Below are 22,018 nucleotides of genomic sequence, written 5' to 3' on the forward strand. Positions count from 1 at the left end.
CAACGATATGATTACAGTTCATTATTTTCACAAAGAAGATGAGAAATACTAATGCAATCGCTTTTAGAGCTGCGCCACCTCAAAACCATCCTCGCGATTCAAGACAGCGGTAGCTTGACTCGCGCGGCAGAGCGTTTGCATTTAACGCAATCGGCCTTATCGCATCAAATCAGGCTGTTAGAAGATCATTACGGCTTGCCGCTGTTTGCGCGTAAATCCACACCACTCAAACTCACCGCCGCCGGTGAGAAACTCGCGCTACTGGCGCAAGACGTATTACCTGCGATTGCCAGTACCGAGCGCGATATTGCGCGGCTCAGAGAAGGCCAAGCGGGGCAATTGCGCATCGCCGTTGAATGCCATACGTGTTTTGATTGGCTTATGCCGGCGATGGATCAATTTCGTAGTCATTGGCCAGAAGTCGAGCTGGATATTGTGTCGGGCTTTCATGCCGACCCCGTGCAATTGCTGTTTGAAGATCGTGCTGATTTGGCGATTGTGTCTGAAGTAGAAACCTTGGTGGGCCTGAGCCATAAACCGCTGTTTAGCTACGATATGGTCGCACTGCTGGCTGCAGATCATGCACTCGCTAATAAGCCGTATTTAGAGGCCGCTGATTTTGCCGAGGAAACGCTGATTACCTACCCTGTACCCGATGAAATGCTCGATCTGCTGCGCAAGGTGCTTAAACCTGCTGGCGTAAACCCAAAACGTCGGCCAACGGAACTGACGGTCGCGATGCTGCAATTGGTAGCCAGCCGCCGTGGCATTGCCGCGCTACCGCGCTGGAGTGTGCAGCATTATCTGGAACGCGGTTACGTCGTGGCCAAACCGATCACCGCAGAAGGATTAACCTCTGAGTTGCATGCCGCGCTGCCCACTGAACGGCAAAACACCGCGTATATGGCTGACTTTGTAGAGATTATGCGCAATGTGAGTGTGCAAACCTTACCCGGCGTTGTGCTGCTTTAATCAAGTGCAGCAAAGCGGGCTTCGTATTGAGCGCTGATTTTTTGCAGCGTTTTATCTGCCCGCATACTGCCTAATGCGCTATTGAGTTTAGCCATCGTGGCTGCAGGGGTTTGTAAATTACAGGCCAAATACAAGTCCACTTGATTGAATACGTACAGGGCTTGAATTTTGTTCGGATCCAGATTCAAACGTCGCACAATTTCACGGGCGCTGAATGAAGAGCCGGGATAAAGATCGATGTGGCCAGCCAGTAATTTGCGCAGGTTTTGATCTTCAGTATTGGCGTAATCCAAGGTAAAGCCTTTGCTCTCTAAAAAGATCGCATTAGCACCTTGGCGTAAATCGCCGATACGGTATTTTTTCGCGTCTTCTAAACTTTTGATTTGCATATTACGCTCTCGCAAACCAAACAAAGTCCCTTTGACCGTGGCAATCGGACCAAGCCATTGAAACTTGGCTTCACGCTCTGGAATGCGCCCCACCGTGTACGCGCAATGATTCGAGCTGATTTGAACAGTTCCGAGGGCGCGAGCCCAAGGAAAATCTTTATGCTCGGCGCTGAGTTGACTGCGTTTCAGCATTTCGCTCATCACATCAACCGCCATACCTTCTGGTCGATTGGCGACAAACGAATTAAAGGGTGGATTGTCGCCTAAATAGAGTGTCAAATCTGCAGCTTGTGCTGTCCCTTGCCAATAAGCAGCACAGAGAATCGACATAAAACAAAGACAAAAACGATTCACAAGCCCACTCCACACCGCTCCAATCTTACAAAAAACCGAGGAATCGGCTAAAAACAAGCCAAAACCATCGACAAGAGCTCTAGTATGTAAGGAAAGAAGGAAAAAGCAAGGGTTTTCATCGAAAACTCAAATAGCATGATGCATTTTTGTAAGCTCATGTGTAGCAGGTAAGCCAATCTCAGCGCCAGCAGAGACTATATCGGTGAATTAAACCTTTAAAATGAGCTGCCATGGCTGCTGCTCACCATGGCAAATCCACTCTTGTTTGACATCACTAGCGAGCGCTAGCAACACATTGGGACTAACTTCCCAAATACTTAACGACCAATCAAAGTCTTCAGGGCTATCACAGCACCAGCCTACTGCAGTTTGACGTACTACAAAGCGCTGTAAGCCGCCAACCAGTCCGGTACCGAAGGCTTTTAGTAATGCTTCTTTCGCAACCCAGAGCATAAAAAATGCGCGAAGTTGCGCCTCCCCCGCCAAACTCGCGAGCCATGCCGATTCACGCGGGTCAAAATAACTTTCCGCAATGGCCATCAGTTGCTTGCGTGGCCGAATCGTTTCGATGTCGATACCCACCCGCCCCTGTCCTAATGCCGCGGCACAGAACTGCGCACCATGGCTCCAGGACAAGCCAGCCGGATGCGACCAAGCTGGCGCCCATGGCCGACCATTCTCGTGCTGCGACAGCGTGGATTCCGTCTGACTCGTTTGTAATAGTTGCTGAGCGAGCTGGCGCGCCGATAAAAACTGGGCACGGCGCTGTGGATTTTGAATCGCGTCAAGACGTTGCTGCTGGAAGGGATCCAAACAAGCTAAGGTTGCCGAGAAGTCTGCAGATGGAGAAATCTGAGCAAGCCCAAAGTACGAAGCTAGCATACCGCCCTCATTAGAGGCGATGTTCAGACTTGGTGTTGATATGTTTGAAGATAAGCTGAATTCGCCCCTCTCCCGTCAAGGGAGAGGGAACAAAAGCGATTCTACAACTCAAAAAACCATCAATACAAAATCTGAACACCTCCAATAAATAAAGAGTATTTCTTCATAGCCATTATTAATTAATAACTACAAGCAAATACCCACTATTTTAATTTAAAGTTAACCCGAGAAACGCTGCCTTTATCATCTTTTGAATCAGCGGCAACCGCACCTGTTTTGGCTTTAGTCATAAACATGCGTGCATCATCCACGCCTGCGTCTTTGAGCGCATTCTTCACGCGCTGCGCTCGTGTCATTGCCAAGGCTTGTAATTGCTCTTCACCAATCACTGTGTTGGCCAATAACAGCTTTTCCATCTCTTCAACAGGCAGTGATTTATTCAAACCCAGTGCATTTTTAGGCTTAGGGAATTTTTCTTTCTTATACACTTGCGTCAATAAATCAGGCTTTTCCACTGCACTAATTTGCACCTCAGACTCGGAATTGACCGATTCTGCTTTTTCACCCAACTCAGCCGCTTTCAATTGTTGCATTTTATTTTGCAGCAACTGTACGCGTAGGCCTTCTGTATCTGCTTCTAGCCCGGCCCAACCGGTAATCTCAAGTTGCAACTCTGGCCTATCATTTAAGGCTTGGCTTAAATTGCTAATCGCCACTTTGGCCTCATCATCCAAACGTGCTTGCCCAGAGGCAAATTGCACATACGATAAACTCGGGCCATCGCCAAACACACTCCCCAAAGCATCAAACGGTGATGTGACGATTTTTTCCAATACATTGCCAATCACCTGCCAAATAATGCCGCCCAAGCTAAATTCTGGATCATCGAGCGAGCCTTCAATCGGGAAATTAAGCTTGATTTGCCCCTTACGATCAGTGAGCAAAGACAAGCCAAATTTGACCGGCAATTTGGTCGCCGTTGGGCTTTCAACTGCATCGCCCAAAGTGAGTTGGTCGAGGAATAATTTATTGCTGGCCTTGAGCTTTTTATTCTCAATTAAATACGCTACATCCATCGACATTTTGCCTTTTTCGATGCCATAGCCCGCATATTTAATCGCGTAGGCTGACGCATTAGTCAACTCATAGCCCTTTACGCCACCTTGGATATCAATAAAGAAATCTTTGGCCAGTGGATTAAGACTACCTTTGATTTGAACAGGGGCGATTTTATCAACGCTGCCACGCAAATCTAAGGTCGCACGACTGTCATTTTGGCTCGAAACACCAGCAATCACACCGCCCATCTCGGTCAGATTGGCAGAGAAATTCGGTTTAATGAATAAGTCACTGTATTGAATTTGGCCGTTGCTTAAAGTGATTTTATCGACTTTGATCGGCACACTCACTCCGCCGCTATCAGCCAAAGTCGGGGGCGTAGCGGCCGGTGCGCTCGCGATATCTTTAGCGGCACGCTCAGTTGTCACGGAAACTTGCTCACCATCTGTGACCATCACATCTTGCAAATTAAGCCGACCATCTGCCGACAAAATCAAACGCGAATAAAAATCGCTGAGCGCTACTTCACCGATATCAATACTCAAAGGCACAAATTGGGCGCTGATGCCACCCACATAGAGGCTCTTCCATTTCAAAAAGTCACTGCCGGTGGCTTTATCAAGGGCATATAAGTTGGTCGAACGCAGATTACCTTTATAGGAGCCAGAGAAACTCGGCTGAGTTGCAACGCTGAGTTGGCCTTTCGCATGGACAAAGCCACTGGCCAAAGTGATATTCACAAAACGACTAAAATACGGCTGCCCAAATGCAGCATCGACATTGCTGATGTCGACATTAAATACGCCTGAAAACGGTTGCGGCACCCATGACCCAGCCACGCTAATTTTTGCACCACGGCCACCGGTTGCTTGAAATTTGAGTTCGGCCTTGGCCTTAGGACGTGAATCTACGTTTTTGACCAACAATGCAACATTCTTCCACTGTAATGGTTTTGCGTTTTCCACATGCTGATCTTGAATATCCACGCGCCAATCCTGCAGCGCCCCTTCTAGCAACTGCACCGACCATGGTTTATCTGCTGCAGGTTTACTCACTTCTTTTGCTAGAACACCAGGAAATGCATGTAATAAATTGATGCTGCCGTCGTTCAGTCGCAGTAAGTCCACAGCGCCTTTATCTGCATTCAATTTCGCAATTTGTACGTGTTGCGAGGTCGAGTCGAGCGCAACATCAGCCAAGGAAAACTGAGCCATCGTTAAGGCGGGTTTCTTGTCTTTCGGTAAGCGCAGGCTCAAATCGGCAATTTGTAGCTGAGCGTTTTTGAGCGCGTAGCGCAAATTATCCAGAGCAAAATCAACGTCAGTGCTAGCACTGATTTTTGCATTGAGTTGCCCAGCCAGAAACGCCTGCGTATACGCGGAAAAATCGGCGACTTGAATAGCAGAAGCGCTTAACTTGCCTGATACGGCCAGTGGCTGCGGCAAGATATTGAGTTCTGCAGCTAGACTGGCTGCCTTATCGGTACTTGCAGTGAGTTGCAGCGTGAACGGGGTTTTGGTGTGATTGGATAGTTGCTTCACATTCAGTGCAATTGACTGTATCGCCGTCGAATGTGCTGGCCTCACCGCCTCATCTAACCAGCGAACCTGACTATTTTGCACATTGATTTCGGCTACCTCCACCAGCAATTGATCAGCAGTCGATGTGGCCACCTCAGCGTTAAGCACAGCAGACGCCTTCACCGCCGATGCGGTCGCTACGGGTTTGCCTTCCGCGTGATTCAATAGTTTTTGCCAATTCAATTGCTGCGCGGCATCCCGCGCAACGGTGACATCTAAACCATTGAGCGCAATTTTGCCAAAGCGAAACTGCTGCATCAAAGGCTGCATGTTTTTGAGTTCAATATCTAATTGCTTAAAAGCCAACAGTGGTTTTGATTGCTGCGTTGCAAGCACATCATCCAAAATCACATGCCCATTCAATACCAACTCAGCGCGATTTTTTTGTTGGCGGAATGTTAAATCTAATTGACTGCTGAGCTTTGCACTGGTCAGCTGCAAATTTGGTGGCAAAGGTGCATAGGCCAGCAAAGGCATTACATCCTGCTGGTCAATTTTCAACTTTAAGGTCGTATCCAGACTATCTTTAAAAGGTTTACTTTCGCCTTGCAAAGCAAACGGTCTGCCATTAAAACGGCCAGAAAAATGCGGTTGGATGTACTCGTCGATGCGATTGGGTAAAGTGGATAAAAAAGGTAAACCAAAGTTGAGTTGATCGAGTTGTTGCTTTTGCCCGATAAAGCGGTCATCAAGCTGAACGCTTGAGTTAATCAGTTGAATATTATTGAGTGAAAAACGCGGCAAGGCTTTCGACTCAGATGGTTCTTTTGAAACAAGCAAATCAGAAAAATTATATTGATTAGCAGTCAGTCGAATCACATTGACTTTGGCCTGCTCTAAAGTAATAGCGCGCAGTACTGGCGCTAAGCGAAAAATCGATGACAACTCAGCATCAAGCAATAAGGACTTGAAACTGACAAACTCTCCGTACTGATCTTTTACCGCAACATCACGCAGTGTCACTTGCAGCAAGTATGGATTGATATCAATCGCCCCAATCTGAACCGAGCGATTCAGAGCAACACTGGCTTTTTCCGCCAACAATGGCCGCAAAATCGCCGGCACAGCCCAAGCCCCCAATGCGCCAAACAGTGCCACAAGGGCAATAAAATAAACCATAAAACGCGACCAGCGAGGGTACTGGAAGAATCTTTTGAGTATTGTCATGAGCACACAGGTTAAATAAGTAAAGATATTGGATGGCGTAATACACTAGGCTTAGGTGATATGATCAAGCTAAACCTATACTGACTAAAAAGACTATCGTCTCTGCGGCATATTAGCAGTAAAATCCTAACAATTCGGGTGAATTTCCCCCAAACCTAGGACATAAGCAGTGTTTTCGTTTTTTCGCAAAAAAGACCCCGATGGCAACGACCCTCAAACGCAAAGTGGGCCGGCCACGGTCGCTGCGCGCGATCAGGGCGTAGCAACACAGTCAAAGCCTTTTGGCCCCGAGACCGTTATGCCGCTGGCGAATGACGCAGCGAGCAGCGCGATCGAAAGCCACAACGATACGCAGCAGTATGATTTATCAACACTCACCATAGAAGTGGAATCGAGCAGCGATGTGCTGTCTCCGGCTGAAGAGCAAGCGGCGATGCTGCATGCGAATAATCAACTTCTCGCTGCCATTGGTATTTTGGAAGCGGAAAAGCCTGAATTTATCGGCAAACGCAAACTTGAACCCTGGTTGATGCTGTTTGAGCTGTATCAACAGCAACAAAATCGCCAAGCCTACGACGCACTCGGGCTCGATTTTGTCGTTGCTTTTGAAAAAACACCGCCAGTCTGGCGACAACAAACCAATAAGCCGCAAGTGGCAACGAGTGCCAGCGCCTATCATGCCTTTCCAGCTGAGTTAACCATTGGCAATATCGAAAAAGAAGCGCAAAAATTTTTAGCGATTCGACAAAAAACGCCAGATATCCGCGTTGACTTTAGTAAGTTAAAAAAAATCGACGCGATGGGCGCTGCCGAATTGGTCGCCGTATTACCGCGTCGCCATAAGCAACAAGGTCAATTGCAAATACTGGGCTCTCAATCGCTGATTGACGTAATCAAACCCAAAATTGAGGTGGGTAGACGTATTCCCGCAGAGGCGCCATTCTGGCTACTGTTGATTGAGATACATCAGATATTGGGTCTGCAAGAAGAATTTGAAAATTTGGCAGTCGACTACGCGATTACTTTTGAAGTCTCGCCCCCCTCTTGGGACCCACTGCAAGCACCAAAAACAGGCGCGCAAATTGCCAAAGACGAAGCGAGTGCAAGAGCGGAAGTCGAACAAGCCGCTGATCAGCAAAACCAACTCATTGGCATCATTACCGCCGACCAGCCTCAGCTACTCGAGAAAATCAACGATCTTATCAGCAACAACACCAATGTCACACTCGATTTTGCACGTGTTGACCGAATTGATTTTGAATCGGCTGGGCAACTTCTTAATCGGGCGATGGGGTGGCTGCAGCAGGGTAAACAAATTCAAATTGTGAATGTCAATGAATTGGTGCTGGGCCTACTGCGCGTGATGGGCATCACCGAAATGCTCCAAGTCGAACGACGCAAATAATCCCACCATAACTTGCTTTTCGGCCATTTGGCTTCATCTAAACTGCACATTCAATTGAGGAGTTCAGCATGGAGCAATTTGACGGAACCACGATAGTCTCCGTTCGTCGCGGCAATCATGTCGCAGTCGGTGGAGATGGCCAAGTCACTTTAGGTAATGTCGTTATCAAGGGCACAGCCCGCAAAGTACGCAAGCTCTACAACGATAAAGTGATTGTTGGTTTTGCTGGCGGTACCGCCGATGCGTTTACATTGTTCGAGCGCTTTGAAGCCAAGCTCGAAAAACACCAAGGGCATCTCACCCGCGCAGCAGTTGAGCTTGCTAAAGACTGGCGCACCGATCGCATGTTGCGCCGGCTTGAAGCGATGCTGATTGTCGCAGATCCGACCGCAACCTTAGTGATTACCGGTAATGGCGACGTATTAGAGCCAGAAGAAGGCATCGCAGCGATTGGATCGGGCGGAGCATTCGCACAAGCCGCTGCTACGGCTTTGCTCCAAAACACCGATTTGCCACCCGAAGTCGTCGTCAAAAAAGCACTAGAGATCGCAGGCAGCATTTGTATCTACACCAATCAGAATCATACGATTGAAAGCATGGGCGCTGAAAACTAATTGTGTGCATATGCCGCAGAGCAATACCCGCGGTACTGCTCTGCGGCCCTTGGTTTGAAATTGCTACAATCCAATACCTGAACGTCAAAATAGATTTTGTTCTCAGTAATACGCTCGCATTTAGATTCAGACACACACATCGCCTTCCTACAGTAAAATACCGCCATGCACGATACCCTCAGCCTGTTGCGCGAACTCAATGCGCACGAATACACCTCTGGTGCGCAAATTGCGCACAACCTTGGAATCTCCCGCGCCAGCGTTTCATTGGGGCTGGCCAAGGCAGAAGACTATGGTATTCATTTAGAACGTCGGCACGGCGTTGGCTATCGCCTCAGCAGCCCAATTGAATGGCTATCCCCGGCGTTGATCCAAGGGTATTTACCTGTAGAAAGCATTAGCAAAATCACAGTGAGCAATACCCTCGCCTCAACCAATCGGCAACTCTTACTTAACCCTTTGCACGGTCAGCTCTTGGCCGCGGAATGGCAAGAATGTGGCCGAGGCCGATTAGGGAGAACTTGGTTTGGCGCCTTAGGTGGCAGCCTGCTATTTTCCTACGCGTGGCGCTTTGATCGCGGCTCCGCTCAACTGGCTGGACTACCCTTAGCAGTCGGCGTCGCCATAGCGACCGCCCTGCAAGCAGCAGGTGTTGCAAAGATTGGGCTGAAGTGGCCCAACGATTTATTACTGCAAGATGCCAACGGCGAATGGGCCAAAGTCGGTGGTATTTTGATTGAAATGCAAGGCGATGCCTTGGGACCATCGCATGTGGTCATTGGCATCGGCTTAAATATTGACCTCCCAGCAGCGTGGCAAGGGCAACTTGATCAAGCGGTAGCCTGCCTCAACCACGGCGGCCTCGCCTGTGGGCGCAATGAATTATTAGCCCGAATGATTGCGCAACTCGAAATGACGCTGACTCAATTTGCAGAAACTGGATTTTCCCCGCTGCGGCCACAATGGGAAGCACTGCATGCTTGGTCAAATGCCACACTCAATGTCATTGCCGCCAATGGCAATATACAAGCCGGCCAGTTTGCAGGATTAGCTGCGGATGGCTCATTAAAACTCACATCACCCCAAGGTGAAATCTTAGTGCATTCTGGCGACGTGAGCCTGAGGCGAGCACCATGAACGCAGCGCCCCTACTCATTGATATTGGCAATAGCCGAATCAAATGGCGGTACGCCGAGCAAGATGGTATGGCCCTAACGATCAGCGAACTCTGGCAACAATGCGCCCATTTACCAAAAACTCAACGCATCATCGGCTGCGCCGTGGCGAGTGTAGATTTGCAAGCGCAAATAGACCAATTATTTGCTCATCACTGGCAAGCCAGTACGCAGTGGCTCAAAGTGAGCCGCAGTGCATTGGGCATCCAAAATCATTACCATAATTTAAATGAGCAAGGCCCAGATCGTTGGGCTGCAGTTTTAGGCGCGAGCCAACGCTTTGCCAAGCAAAACATACTGATCATTTCAGCGGGTACGGCACTAGTGATCGATAGCCTCAGCGCTGAGGGTGATTTTTTAGGCGGCACCATTGCCCCTGGCCTTGGCTTAATGAAAGCCACGCTGCACCAAGCTACGGCGCGCCTACCTTTGGCACAAGGGCAAAACAAAGATTTCCCGCAATCAACGATTGATGCCATTGAAACCGGTTGCCTAAGAGCTATTCTCGGCGCGATAAACATCGCAAAAATCGAATTGGCCAAACAAAACCAAGCTGAAGTTAAAATCGTGTTGTTTGGTGGCGATGCTGCAACTTTACAAGCATTGCTTAACGGCAAGGCCATTGCAGTGGATAATCTAGTCTTAGATGGTCTAGCGGCATTGCTGGCCGCGGGCGATGGAGAATTTTGCTGATGAAATGGTTGTTTGTATTACTCGTCTTAGTCAACCTCGGCTTGTATGGATTTTCCAAACTAGACGCGCCGCCCGTCAATATCAATATCACGCAACGCGAAGTCAACGCCAGTCAAGTACGCGTTGTAACCGGTCAACTCGGCAAGACGCCCGAGCCGACAGAAAGCGACGCGAAAAGCATCGCCAGCGCAACGACAACTGAAGTACCTAGCCCAACTGCAACACCAAAGCCAACAACGACAGCACTTGCAGCAGTGCAGCCGACCCCGCAAGTCAATGTAGGACGCTGCTGGCGCTGGGCTGGCGTGACGGGCGAGCAAATTGAAAATGCTCGCAGCAAAATTAAAAGCCTAGGTTTAAGTGCCAGCGAAACCTCGAGCGGAGAGTCGACCAAAGTTTGGGTGTATATGCCGCCGCTAGACAGCCTAGATATTGCCAAGCAAAAAGCCGCACAACTCGCCGAAATGGGAGTTACGGATTATTTTGTCGTTAACAATGGTGGCCGCTGGCAAAACGCGATTTCACTCGGTATCTTTAGCACGCGTGAAGCGGGTGAGCGTCATTTGGCCGAACTTAAAGCTCTTGGCGTCAAATCGGCCGTCGTGCGAGATCGTGATGACACGCTCAAACAAGCGAGTTTTAACTTTAAAAATATCAGTGATGCACAAGCCGATAAAATCACTAAACTAGCCACTTTGTTTACTGGCTCGGTCGTGCGTGAACTGAAATGTAAATGAACCACCGTCGGCCCTAGCGCATATTGCACTTCACGAACGCTGCTGCTGCTGATGATGTCATCAGCAAAGCAAGATCAAGCCCCTTGCTGTGACGCATTTAACACTATATTCAGCCTTCATAAACACCACTATTCAATCTACTTCAATACCAATTTCTAAGCACTAATCTGTGAAGATCGTAATTTCCTTCCTGTTATAAACCAAAAATACTTTCCAAACAATTTCAACCAAAGACATTCGAATATCATAACCTACTAATTTGTAACACTATTTTACAAATTAACAAAACAGAAACATTGTAAGAAAAAAGTTCAACATTTGCCGACAAACGGTAGTGCATATCAGAAAACCCTGTTTGTGATTAAAACCACTTCTCTTTAGAATGCGCTCTGTAAACCGAATGCTCAATGCATAAGTAAGGGAGCACTCGGGTAAAAATCTAAATTGAACTTTTTTAATTATTACTCAGAGAGATACCCAAATGAAATTTGCTAAAACACTCGTTGCTACTGCATTATTTGCTGCGGCTACATTTTCACAAGCTGCAGTTGTTAAAATCAACCTAGATAAAAACTACGCTAATGACGCTCTTGCTGGTAAAGGTACGTTTGCAAGTAAATTGGGTGACACGATTCAATTTAGCTCTAAAGCTACAACATTTTCGGATCAAGCCCAATTCGACAGCATGTCAACAATGGTGATCGGTACACTGCAACAAGGTACGATTTCCGTTTTAGAAGCTTGGTTAGAAAACAAAGCTACAAAGCAAAAATTTAGCTACACAATTGGTGACGAGAAACCGTTTGGGAAAGCTTGGAGTTTCACTGGTCTTTTAGGTCAAAACTACAACTTTGCTGCTGGTGACTATACATTTAACTTTACCGCAAACTTAAACAAAAACGACAAAGGCGGATTCAATTACTCAACAACTGTAGCACCAGTTCCAGAACCAGAAACATATGCTTTGATGGGCATGGGCTTGGTTGGTTTGTTGGCTGCACGTCGTCGCAAAGCTAAACAAGCTTAATCGCTGTTTCGCTAGCCACAAAAAACCCACTGCTTGCAGTGGGTTTTTTTGCCAAAAACCTAAAATCCAATCAGCACAAAACGTACAGCATTTAAGGATAACTGTAATGCTGCCAGCGTAGCTCGGGATTGGTCTCTGAATAATATTTAGGAGATGCGATTTTACGTCCAACAACTGGCACGGCAACTACATCGGCGATTGACTTAGTCACTTCTGGTGCGGTCTTCTGCCCCTCAGACTTAATTTCACCCCAAGCAATATTCGCTTTTGTATTAGGCATCGCATTATTGCTTGGTGCACTCCATTGAATTTGTTTGGATGGCGGCACAATCGCATTACTTGGTATTTGCGATGCAGGCAAAACACGAACTAACCCTGGTTTAATCGCGTAGGAAGTCTTGGTGCTTGATGATCGCTTACTCGCTGTAGGTGCTTTTGAGCGAACCACAGGGCGATGCGCTTCGGCCTTGGCCGTTGAAAATTGTGGCGATACATAGCGACTTACAGCATCGCCTGTTGGTTTTAGTACCTCGGACGCTATGGATGGTTCAACCGTCAAAGCGGGAACAGGTGAGCGCGCTGTGGAGGGTTTGACTAATTTAATCGGCTCAGCCATTTGCTGAGGAGCTGCATGCTTTGAGACTGGCTTGGCACTTGCATCAGAAGCGACGCTAGCTACTGCAGGTTTAATCGGCTTAACCGTAGGCGCAGCAGCCGATGCCGCAGCCTTCATTGGTGGCGCTTTTGGCGGCGGCAATTCATTGGCTAACGCCATCATTGGTAACAATATAAACCACGCAGCATGCTGATTCATTTTATCGCTCCTGCCCAACATAACGCACATAGTCACCGGGCTCGACACTCGCCCCCGAAACAGTACCGTGGGAAAACAAGGGTTGCACTTGATTCACTCTTAATACGCCAGCCTTAATTTCTGGCATTCCTAAGCGTTTGCTTGGAAAAAAACTGGCAGAGTCGATTGGCATGGCTGATGATGAAATTCGAAATACTTCAAACGTATCGCCCGGTCGAACATTAGATGTGTAGCCTGCATCGATATACACGGTATTTTTTTCCACTCGCGTGATTCTGGCTGAAAATGGAATACAGTTCAGATCTTTACCTAGCAACACCGTTGCTTCTTGCAACTTGTCATTCACCAAACGTCCATAATCAGTTTCGGCAAATCCCATCGTCCCCAAACCCGAGCTTAATGATTGCAGCACATCCCCCTCTGCCTTCCCTGCGAGACGATGTCGATTCACCAATGCACCTGATACCCCATCAAACACAAATAAGTCCATATCAAAACGACGTGCCGTAGGCACCACCTTTACACCGACTTGCATGAAATTCAAAATGGGTAAATCTGCAACCGCTTTTCGCTCACCGTTGCGTATTTCTTTACCTCTAGCAATAGTTAAACGCTCACCGCTCACGGAAGTATCGCGCACAATCCCCGCCACAATAAACTGAGTTGAATACAATCGCGCCATTTCACGCACCCGCTCTGGCTGCATCAGTGGGTCAAATACCTGCGGTTGCAAATCAAAAACAGCTACGCCTGGTGCTCGTTGCGGTACAAACTGATCGCTTTCATCTAAACGTCGTACCAATTCAATTTGAATCCCTTCCGGAAAGCGAACCAAATCCTGAGTTTGCGCCGGATGCTCTATCCAAAAGTGAGAAATTAAAACTTTGCGCCGATAACCGCCATAGTCGCACGTAATAGCAGAATTACGGGTGGCTGACTTGTCGATTGGAACGGCCTTGACCTGAGCAGCGGGGGGTGCAACATCAAGCACCACATGCAAAAACCCATTACTTTGCCATTCGCGTAATAATTTATAGTCGCCCTGCGGTGTACCTGTGATTTGTGTGGTTTCTCCCCATTGCGTGCCTTTTTTAGCCGCTAGGGATTGCACTTTTGCGCCATTAAATAGCGCGGCATTTTCTAAAGCATCTTGAATTGCCAGCGGGCGTGCAACAGCGAGTCCATCTAATCCGACTGGTGCAACTCCTTCAAACTCGGCGGCAAACACCGTTTGCCACAACATGCACAAAACAATTAGTTTTTTCACAATGATAGATAGAAGTTTTGAGTTGCATCCATTTTAGCGGCTACAGGTTGCGGCACAACATTTATAGGTGCTGGTGCCGTTTTTGGTGTGGTAGTCAGTGGCATTTCACTGTTTACGGCGGCAGGTGGTGGCATAGCACGATAAAAATCACCGCCCAAAGTGAGCTCTAAAATCGTTTCAAACGCGCCATCAGGCAACGGCGTAATGCTCACTACGCGAGCTCCCCGCATATACGCTTCGATGTAGGCTTTATAGCTATCGCTAGTCAGCGCCATGGCAGAGACCGTACTTGTACCAGTGATTTTAATACCTGCAACAGTTTCAGCCAGTGCGCGATAAGCATCTAACTTTGCCGCTCGCATAGCCAGCAAATGACGCTGCGCTGGCGTTAAGCCATCCCCCACAGGCATCGCACCAAAACCAACGGCAGTCACTTTGGTTGGCAATACCACCGGCGGCATATCATGGGCCGAAGTGTTATTAGAGCGTGTAGAACTGGCACAACCTGACAAAGTAACAAGGCAGGTCAGTAAAAGGGTGATCAATTTATATGAGGATGTTTGCATCGTGCACTCCTTGCCCTTCCGATTATTTTTCACTCTAGCAAGACTTGTGATCGACGCTAGTAATTTTATATCGGCGGTAAATCGGTTTTCTACAGTGTGGTTCACGCTGGTTTATGCAAATAAGATATCCAAACAAAAAAAGCCGCCCCGATTCAAGTCAGGGCGGCTAATTTTCAGGCGATTATTTCTTTTTAAACACCAAATCCCAAACACCATGGCCAAGCTTAATGCCACGGTTTTCAAATTTGGTCAGCGGGCGATAATCTGGGCGCTCCGCATAAGCCTCTGCGGTATTGACCAAACTAGGCTCAGCACTGAGCACTGCCAGCATTTGCACCGCATAATCCTCCCAATCGGTCGCCAAATGCAAATAGCCACCCGATTGAATGCGCGTTACCAATTGCTGAACAAATTCAGGCTTAATCAAACGGCGTTTGTTATGCCGCGATTTATGCCATGGATCTGGGAAGAAAATATGCACACCTGCCAAAGATTCTGGCTGCAACATGTTTTCTAAAACTTCCACCGCATCGTGCTGCACGATACGTAAATTGGTCAGAGATTGCTCACCGATCAACTTCAGTAAACTTCCCACGCCCGGCGTATGCACTTCAACGCCCAAGAAATCCGTATCAGCGCGCTGCGCCGCGATTTCAGCCGTCGCCGTACCCATGCCAAAGCCGATTTCCAACACCCGTGGCGCACTACGACCAAATGCAGCATCTAAATCAAGTACATTCGGGCTGTAATCGATACAGAATTGGGGGCCAAACTCTTCTAGCGCCCGCGCTTGGCCAGTCGACAAATGCCCTTGGCGCAACACAAAACTACGAATTTTACGTTGCTTGAATTCTTCTATTTCTGCCGCATTGGCTGCAGGAGCTTGCTCGTTTTCCATCTTGATTCCTTAAAACTTGTACTAGATAAAAAACGCCGCTGCATCCAAGACGCAGCGGCATTTTTATTGAATAGGCGTATGGTAAAACGGTAAGGCCAATTCACCAAGCTTTGCACGTTAAAAGGTCAGCGAATAATAGCGAAACTCACGGTCTAATTGGTAACCGAGCGATTCATACAGCGCTTGTGCTTGCAAATTACTGTGCGCGGTAGATAATTCGAGTCGCGAAATACCGACTTGTTCTGCATGCTCTTTTGCGTACCCCATCAAGCGTCTTGCAACGCCCCGCCCCCGCGCCGACTTGGCAACAAATAGGTCATTTAACAACAAAATCCGTCGGCATGCAGAAGAGCTAAAAAGTGGATAAAGTTGAATAAACCCTGCCGCCTCGCCATTTAACTCGGCCAATAAAATCACCGACTCACCCAAGGCAAGACGTTCACGCAAAAATTGCTGCGCCAAGTTTAAATCGCTTCGCTCTTGATAGAAAACGCGATATGCATCAAATAGTGGCGCAACACGCTCAACATCATCGAGCGTTGCATAGCGAACATGAATATCTGTCATCTCAATCCAAATAAATAAAGGGTATTGGCAGCTAGAATATGACAAACAATATCTAGCCAGCAATACCCTAATTATTGAATTTCAAGAACAGTGTGTTCTTGCTACTGAATTTACTTCGCAGCAATCAAACCCGTCGTTGGGCTAGAAGGATCGGCGCTGTACAATTTGCGTGGAACACGACCAGCAAGGAAGGCATCACGCCCCGCTTGCACCGCCAACTTCATTGCACGTGCCATACGTATCGGGTCGCGAGCACCGGCGATCGCCGTGTTCATCAAGATACCGTCACAACCCAACTCCATCGCAATCGCCGCATCCGATGCCGTACCGACACCCGCATCAATCAGCACAGGCACATTGGCCGAGTCAATAATCAAGCGCAGATTCCATGGATTAATAATCCCCATGCCCGAGCCAATCAAAGACGCCAGCGGCATAATTGCGCAGCAACCGATTTGCTCCAACTCTTTGGCAATAATCGGATCATCCGACGTATACACCATCACATCAAAACCATCGGCGACCAGAATCTCGGCGGCTTTCAAGGTTTCGCGCACATTCGGGTACAGCGTGTTGGGGTCGCCCAAGACTTCAAGCTTCACCAATTTGTGGCCGTCGAGCAATTCACGCGCCAAGCGCAAAGTACGCACCGCATCGTCGCAGTTATAGCAGCCCGCCGTATTCGGCAAATACGTGTATTGCGATGGCGGCAGGTATTCGAGCAAGGAAGGTTGCGATGCATCTTGGCCCAAGTTCACACGGCGAATCGCCACAGTGACGATTTCTGCACCCGACTCATCAACCGCAGCGCGGGTTTCAGTGAAATCTTTATATTTACCCGTGCCCACAATGAGGCGTGATTGATACGTTTTACCGGCAATTTGAAATTGTTCTGACATCATAAGCCCCTGCAATCATTAAAATATCTTATGTATTACCATCCAGCCATTGATTAATAATGGCTACAACTCAATACATCAACCACCACCAACAGCAACGACCATTTCCAATACATCACCCTCTTGCAGCATGGTTTCTGGATATTGGCTTTTCGGCACGATCTCGCCATTTTTCTCAATCGCAATTCGTTTGCCAGTTAATTCCAATACAACAACCAGCTCGGTCACATTCAACGCGGCTGGAAATTCACGCGCTTCACCATTAATTGAAATTTTGATCATTGTTTTACCTTCACATCGCAATATGCCAACAGTTTATCACGCCACCGTTCGCTTTTTTTGACACCGCGCAGGAGTCCGCTTGGAGAGCCGTAATTTATACCAATCTATTGCGCAAGTTTGACCAAGCAACGTCACGAGCGTTAAGCTCAATCCAATGAGTGCCCAATGCTGGGCGTTACCCACCACCGCCACCAAGTCAAAAGGACGACATCATGAATGAACTTGAAGCTCAAAACCGCCCCAGCAATGAGACTAACAATATTGTGCTGCTCATTTGGCTGGGCACTTTATTCTTTGGCTTTATTCCATCGCTGATTATTTACTTGGTTAAAAAAGACGATGCGCTGGTGACCGATCAAGCCAAAGAAGCCTTAAATTGGTCAATTACCACCATGGTCGGCTATGCCGCGAGCTGGGTACTGATGTTTGTGTTGATTGGGTTTTTATTGTTCCCATTGGTTGGCCTACTGCATGTCGTATTTTGCATACTCGGCGCAGTGAATGCAGGCAAAGGTTTACCGTACCGCCTGCCATTCAATATTCGATTACTCAAATAAGATTCCGCATCAAACAAAAAAGCCTAGCGATTGGCTAGGCTTTTTTGTTTAGGAGCGACGTGCTTAGGCGCGTACACGCTGCAGTCTATACACGGCAGGGAGTCGGCGCAGGTTTTTCAGTACCTTGGCTAAATGCTGGCGGTTATTCACTTGCAGCGTAAATTGCACGCTGAGGTAGCGCTCGTGCGACTCAACGGTATCGCCCATCGTCACTGCAGAGATATCGGCTTCCGCTTCGGCAATCGCCGCCGCCAGCGCGGCCAAGGTACCGCGCTCGTTTTCAGCCAATACTTTCACCGGCACGTCAAACAAGCGTGCGACTTCTGGATCCCAATCGACATCGATGAGTTTTTCGGCATCAATGCGGCCTTTTGATACTTGTGGACAATCGTGGGTATGCACCACCAAGCCTTGATCTTTCTTAACGAAACCAAGGATAGGATCCCCCGGTATCGGATTACAGCAACGCGCAAACTGAATTGCCATCCCCTCAGTGCCACGAATCGACACCGACATTGGTTTTTTGCCTTGGCGTCCATCTTCCGACCATGTTCCAGCGAGCTGCAATAAACGCTTGGCAATCACGACGCCGAGCTTTTGCCCCAAACCAATATCGGCCAAGATCGAATCTCGAGATTTTTCACCGCTTTCACGCAGGAATTTCTCCCAAATATCATCATTCACGTGCAATGGCTGATGCAGTGCCGAGAAGGCTTGATTAAGCAATCGCTCGCCCAAGTGCACCGATTCATCAAAGCGCATCGTGCGCAAGAAATGCCGAATTTGCGAACGCGCTTTGCCTGTGGTCACAAACGCCAGCCAACTTGGATTCGGGCGCGCGTGCGCCGCCATGACGATTTCAATATGGTCGCCATTTTTGAGCTTATTACGTAGCGGCACTAATTCATGATTGACCTTCGCCGCAATACAGCGATTACCAATATCGGTATGCACCGCGTAGGCAAAATCAACACAAGTTGAGCCATTAGGTAAGCTCAGAATCGTGCCTTTCGGCGTGAACACATAGACTTGGTCAGGGAATAAATCGACTTTAATGTGCTCTAAAAACTCAACCGCATCGCCAGATTCGGACTGCAACTCCAGCAAAGACTGTAGCCACTGATGGGTTTTTTGCTGCACATCTGAAAAACCTTCATCACCACTTTTATACATCCAGTGACTAGCCACACCCGCATCGGCAATTCGATGCATTTCGCTGGTACGAATTTGCACTTCAATCGGCGTGCCATACGGACCAAACAAAGTGGTATGCAAGCTTTGATAGCCATTGGTTTTTGCAATCGCGATGTAGTCTTTAAACTTGCCCGGAATTGGCTTAAATAGAGCGTGCAAAGCGCCAAGCGTTAAATAGCAATGCGAGTTATCTTTTACAATCACGCGGAATGCATAAATATCGAGCACTTCAGAAAAACTAAGATGCTTTTCCAGCATCTTGCGATAAATCGAGTAGAGATTTTTCTCGCGCCCTGTCACCACCGCATCGATATTTTGCGCTTGTAGTTTGGCTTGAATGGCATCGAGGATTTTTTGCACCACTTCACGGCGATTACCGCGAGCGGCTTTCAGTGCTTTGGATAAAACATGGTGGCGGCGTGGATGAATGTATTTAAACGCCAAATCATCCAGCTCTTGATACACCGCATTAAGGCCAATCCGATTGGCAATCGGCGCATAAATTTCCATCGTTTCACGTGCGATGCGTTTTTGCTTGTCCGCCCGCATTGAATCCATCGTGCGCATATTATGCAAACGATCGGCGAGCTTAATCAGCATCACGCGTAAATCACGCGCCATCGCCAGCAGCATTTTGCGGAAGTTTTCCGCCTGCGCTTCTTCTTTACTTTGGAATTCAAGCTTGTCGATCTTACTCATGCCATCGACCAGCTCAGCAACCGCTTTACCATATTTCTCGGTCAGTTCGAGCTTGGTCACTCCACTGTCTTCCATCACATCATGCATGAGGGCAGCAGCAAGGGCCTGTGCATCCAGCTTCCATTGCGTCAAAATGCCTGCAACAGCCAGCGGATGTGAGATATACGGTTCACCTGAACGACGCATCTGACCACGATGCGCGTTTTCCGCAAACAAAAAAGCCGAGAACAACATCTCTCGGTCTTCACGCTTTAAATAAGCGGTTTGTTCATTCAAAAACCGATTTGCTTCCTCAATGACCTCGGGTGCATCAGTCAGCGCCGGCACATCGTTCGAAGTCACTGAGATAGGCATAGTTTCTCGATATTAAGAACGGGTACGCGTTAAAATTTCCACACCAACCAAACCGGCCGACATTTCACGCAATGCCAAAACAGTTGGTTTTTCACGACCATTATTTTCTACTTGTGGCGTTGAGCCATTTTCGATTTGACGCGCACGAAATGCAGCAGCCAAAGTCAGGTCAAAACGATTAGGAATACGATCGAGGCAATCTTCAATAGTTACACGTGCCATGGGGTTTATCTCCGAGTGCGGCTAGCCCGGCAAGGGGCGAAACCGCCTATTATACCACCAGCAGCGAAATTTAGCCTTTTAAGCTTGAAATCAACGCGGTATGACGGCTTGATTGACGTACTAAAGTCAAACGCTGAGCGCGAACTACAGCAACAATGTCGCGTACCGCATCGTCAATGTGCTCATTGACAATCACAAAATCAAACTCATCAACGTGGTTAACTTCTTCTTTTGCCACGGCCATGCGGCGAGCAATGACCTCTTCACTGTCTTTACCACGACCACGCAAGCGGTTTTCTAAGGTATCGATGCAAGGCGGTAAAATAAAGATGCCAATCGCGGCGGGGAATAAACGGCGCACCTGCTGCGCACCTTGCCAATCAATTTCTAGCAAAATGTCGCGGCCATTTTCCATCACTTGATTAATCCAGACTTGCGATGTGCCGTAGTAATTTCCATACACTTCAGCAAACTCAAGTAACTCACCCGCTGCGATCATGCGCTCAAATTCAGCACGCTCAACAAAATGGTAATCTTTGCCATCCACTTCACCCGCACGCGGCTGGCGAGTTGTGAATGACACCGACAACTGAACATGCGAATCAGCAGCAAGCAAAGCCGCTACCAAAGTGGTTTTGCCAGCACCCGAGGGCGCAGTCACCACAAACAAATTACCTTTGGCCATGACGTATTTTTCCTCTACACAATTACGGGTAGTTTATTCGATATTTTGCACTTGTTCCCGCATTTGTTCGATTAAGACCTTTAATTCCATCGAAACTTTCGATGTTTCGACCGAAACCGATTTAGAACCCAAGGTATTGGCTTCACGATTCAGTTCTTGCATCAAAAAGTCCAAACGTTTACCTGCATTGCCGCCTTTTTGTAAAATCCGGCGTAATTCAGCCAAATGCGTCTGCAAACGGTCTATCTCTTCGAGTACATCCACTTTTTGCGCAAACATCACCATTTCTTGGCGAATGCGATCATCCTCTGCACTTCCTAGTGCTTCAACAAATCGCTGCGTCAACTTAGCTTCATAATCGCTCACAATTTGTGGCACCAATGGCTTCACGCCAGCAATCAATGCATCCATCGCGGTAACGCGCTCAAGTAAAATTTCCGCGAGTTTGCTACCTTCACGAGCACGGCTAGCTAAAAAGTCATCCAGCGCAACATCCAACACCTCCAATGCAGTTGCTTGTAATAACTCAGTTGGCAAAGCATCAGACTCAATCACACCAGGCCAACGCAAAATATCAGCCATCCGTAAATCACCGGCACTGGCTTGATGTTCTTTAACTTGATCAGCAAGGCGCAACAACTCTGCCACTAAAGCGTTGTTTAGGCGCAACTGAGTATTGCCTGTGTCGCGGGAATTAAAATTGAGGCGGCACTCTAACTTGCCGCGATTGAGGCGGCCATTGAGTTTTTCACGAATCGCGCCCTCTAAAGCCCTAAATTCCTCTGGCAATCTGAGAGTTAGATCTAAAAAGCGATGGTTGACGGCACGCAACTCGACCGATAAAACACCATGGGATAATTCTCTTTGCGCACTTGCATAGCCAGTCATGCTATAAATCATATAATTTCCTTTGAACGTGCCACTTTACAGTTAAGGCGGCAGGGCTGACACTAGATATTC

Annotated in this window: 21 protein-coding genes and 1 pseudogene; 8 read left to right on the forward strand and 14 right to left on the reverse strand. The window is 47.9% G+C overall.

The window, feature by feature from the left end; translation table 11 throughout:
• Window positions 1-51: 51 nt before the first annotated feature.
• On the forward strand, window positions 52-972 hold the full coding sequence (locus K4H28_RS10345; RefSeq protein ID WP_221005127.1) for a LysR family transcriptional regulator: 921 nt from the start codon (window positions 52-54) through the stop codon (window positions 970-972).
• Here the strand turns inward: K4H28_RS10345 and K4H28_RS10350 are convergent.
• From K4H28_RS10350 to K4H28_RS10360, 3 genes are all read right to left on the reverse strand, one after another.
• Entirely contained in the window at window positions 969-1,715 is a 747-nt protein-coding gene (locus tag K4H28_RS10350; RefSeq protein WP_221005128.1) for a substrate-binding periplasmic protein, read from the reverse strand. The genes K4H28_RS10345 and K4H28_RS10350 overlap by 4 nt on opposite strands.
• A 207-nt stretch (window positions 1,716-1,922) precedes the next feature.
• Complete coding sequence (locus tag K4H28_RS10355) at window positions 1,923-2,597, reverse strand: 4'-phosphopantetheinyl transferase family protein (protein ID WP_221005129.1); 675 nt, start codon at window positions 2,595-2,597, stop codon at window positions 1,923-1,925.
• 203 nt (window positions 2,598-2,800) lie between these two features.
• Window positions 2,801-6,403, reverse strand: a complete 3,603-nt coding sequence (locus K4H28_RS10360) for a DUF748 domain-containing protein (protein WP_444542506.1) — start codon at window positions 6,401-6,403, stop codon at window positions 2,801-2,803.
• Between the two features lie 169 nt (window positions 6,404-6,572).
• On the opposite strand from K4H28_RS10360, the gene K4H28_RS10365 reads away from it, so the two are divergent.
• The 6 genes and pseudogenes from K4H28_RS10365 to K4H28_RS10390 all read left to right on the forward strand — a co-directional run.
• Window positions 6,573-7,808 (forward strand): STAS domain-containing protein, encoded by a 1,236-nt coding sequence (locus tag K4H28_RS10365; protein ID WP_221005131.1) that lies wholly within the window; start codon window positions 6,573-6,575, stop codon window positions 7,806-7,808.
• Between the two features lie 68 nt (window positions 7,809-7,876).
• Window positions 7,877-8,422 (forward strand): ATP-dependent protease subunit HslV, encoded by a 546-nt coding sequence (hslV, locus tag K4H28_RS10370; protein ID WP_221005132.1) that lies wholly within the window; start codon window positions 7,877-7,879, stop codon window positions 8,420-8,422.
• 165 nt (window positions 8,423-8,587) lie between these two features.
• On the forward strand, window positions 8,588-9,559 hold the full coding sequence (locus K4H28_RS10375; RefSeq protein WP_221005133.1) for a biotin--[acetyl-CoA-carboxylase] ligase: 972 nt from the start codon (window positions 8,588-8,590) through the stop codon (window positions 9,557-9,559).
• Window positions 9,556-10,290, forward strand: coding sequence for a type III pantothenate kinase (locus tag K4H28_RS10380; RefSeq protein ID WP_221005134.1), 735 nt, complete (start codon window positions 9,556-9,558; stop codon window positions 10,288-10,290). Before K4H28_RS10375 ends, K4H28_RS10380 begins: the two co-directional genes overlap by 4 nt.
• Complete coding sequence (locus tag K4H28_RS10385; RefSeq protein ID WP_221005135.1) at window positions 10,290-11,027, forward strand: SPOR domain-containing protein; 738 nt, start codon at window positions 10,290-10,292, stop codon at window positions 11,025-11,027. The genes K4H28_RS10380 and K4H28_RS10385 overlap by 1 nt, the downstream gene beginning before the upstream one ends.
• 514 nt (window positions 11,028-11,541) lie before the next feature.
• Window positions 11,542-12,054, forward strand: a pseudogene (locus K4H28_RS10390) (FxDxF family PEP-CTERM protein); the annotation flags it as partial.
• Window positions 12,055-12,145: 91 nt separating this feature from the next.
• Here K4H28_RS10390 and K4H28_RS10395 read toward each other — a convergent pair.
• The 7 genes from K4H28_RS10395 to thiS form a co-directional block, all read right to left on the reverse strand.
• Window positions 12,146-12,868: a hypothetical protein gene (locus K4H28_RS10395; RefSeq protein WP_221005137.1), complete on the reverse strand. Its 723-nt coding sequence runs from the start codon at window positions 12,866-12,868 to the stop codon at window positions 12,146-12,148.
• Window position 12,869: 1 nt separating this feature from the next.
• Complete coding sequence (locus tag K4H28_RS10400) at window positions 12,870-14,111, reverse strand: flagella assembly protein FlgT middle domain-containing protein (RefSeq protein ID WP_221005138.1); 1,242 nt, start codon at window positions 14,109-14,111, stop codon at window positions 12,870-12,872.
• 20 nt (window positions 14,112-14,131) lie between these two features.
• Window positions 14,132-14,701 (reverse strand): LPP20 family lipoprotein, encoded by a 570-nt coding sequence (locus tag K4H28_RS10405; RefSeq protein ID WP_221005139.1) that lies wholly within the window; start codon window positions 14,699-14,701, stop codon window positions 14,132-14,134.
• Window positions 14,702-14,882: 181 nt separating this feature from the next.
• The gene (gene trmB / locus K4H28_RS10410) at window positions 14,883-15,599 is read right to left on the reverse strand and encodes a tRNA (guanosine(46)-N7)-methyltransferase TrmB (protein ID WP_221005140.1); all 717 of its coding nucleotides are present in this window, start codon (window positions 15,597-15,599) and stop codon (window positions 14,883-14,885) included.
• 117 nt (window positions 15,600-15,716) lie between these two features.
• Window positions 15,717-16,166, reverse strand: a complete 450-nt coding sequence (locus K4H28_RS10415; RefSeq protein WP_221005141.1) for a GNAT family N-acetyltransferase — start codon at window positions 16,164-16,166, stop codon at window positions 15,717-15,719.
• A gap of 110 nt (window positions 16,167-16,276) precedes the next feature.
• A complete protein-coding gene (locus K4H28_RS10420; protein ID WP_373312741.1) occupies window positions 16,277-17,068 on the reverse strand; it encodes a thiazole synthase in 792 nt (263 codons plus the stop codon).
• Between the two features lie 75 nt (window positions 17,069-17,143).
• Window positions 17,144-17,347, reverse strand: coding sequence for a sulfur carrier protein ThiS (thiS, locus tag K4H28_RS10425; RefSeq protein WP_221005142.1), 204 nt, complete (start codon window positions 17,345-17,347; stop codon window positions 17,144-17,146).
• A gap of 212 nt (window positions 17,348-17,559) precedes the next feature.
• Here thiS and K4H28_RS10430 point away from each other — a divergent pair, with 212 nt between their 5' ends.
• Entirely contained in the window at window positions 17,560-17,904 is a 345-nt protein-coding gene (locus K4H28_RS10430; protein ID WP_221005143.1) for a DUF4870 domain-containing protein, read from the forward strand.
• A 63-nt stretch (window positions 17,905-17,967) separates the two neighbouring features.
• Here the strand turns inward: K4H28_RS10430 and K4H28_RS10435 are convergent, their stop codons facing one another.
• From K4H28_RS10435 to K4H28_RS10450, 4 genes are all read right to left on the reverse strand, one after another.
• Window positions 17,968-20,151 (reverse strand): RelA/SpoT family protein, encoded by a 2,184-nt coding sequence (locus K4H28_RS10435; RefSeq protein ID WP_221005144.1) that lies wholly within the window; start codon window positions 20,149-20,151, stop codon window positions 17,968-17,970.
• Between the two features lie 12 nt (window positions 20,152-20,163).
• Window positions 20,164-20,373 carry a DNA-directed RNA polymerase subunit omega gene (gene rpoZ / locus K4H28_RS10440; RefSeq protein WP_027469620.1) on the reverse strand — a complete coding sequence of 70 codons (210 nt, stop codon included), beginning with the start codon at window positions 20,371-20,373 and terminating at the stop codon, window positions 20,164-20,166.
• Between the two features lie 70 nt (window positions 20,374-20,443).
• Window positions 20,444-21,058 (reverse strand): guanylate kinase, encoded by a 615-nt coding sequence (gene gmk, locus K4H28_RS10445; RefSeq protein ID WP_221005145.1) that lies wholly within the window; start codon window positions 21,056-21,058, stop codon window positions 20,444-20,446.
• Window positions 21,059-21,091: 33 nt separating this feature from the next.
• Entirely contained in the window at window positions 21,092-21,958 is an 867-nt protein-coding gene (locus tag K4H28_RS10450; RefSeq protein WP_221005146.1) for a YicC/YloC family endoribonuclease, read from the reverse strand.
• Window positions 21,959-22,018: the final 60 nt, after the last annotated feature.

The organism is Deefgea tanakiae, from assembly GCF_019665765.1.
GTDB lineage: Bacteria > Pseudomonadota > Gammaproteobacteria > Burkholderiales > Chitinibacteraceae > Deefgea > Deefgea tanakiae.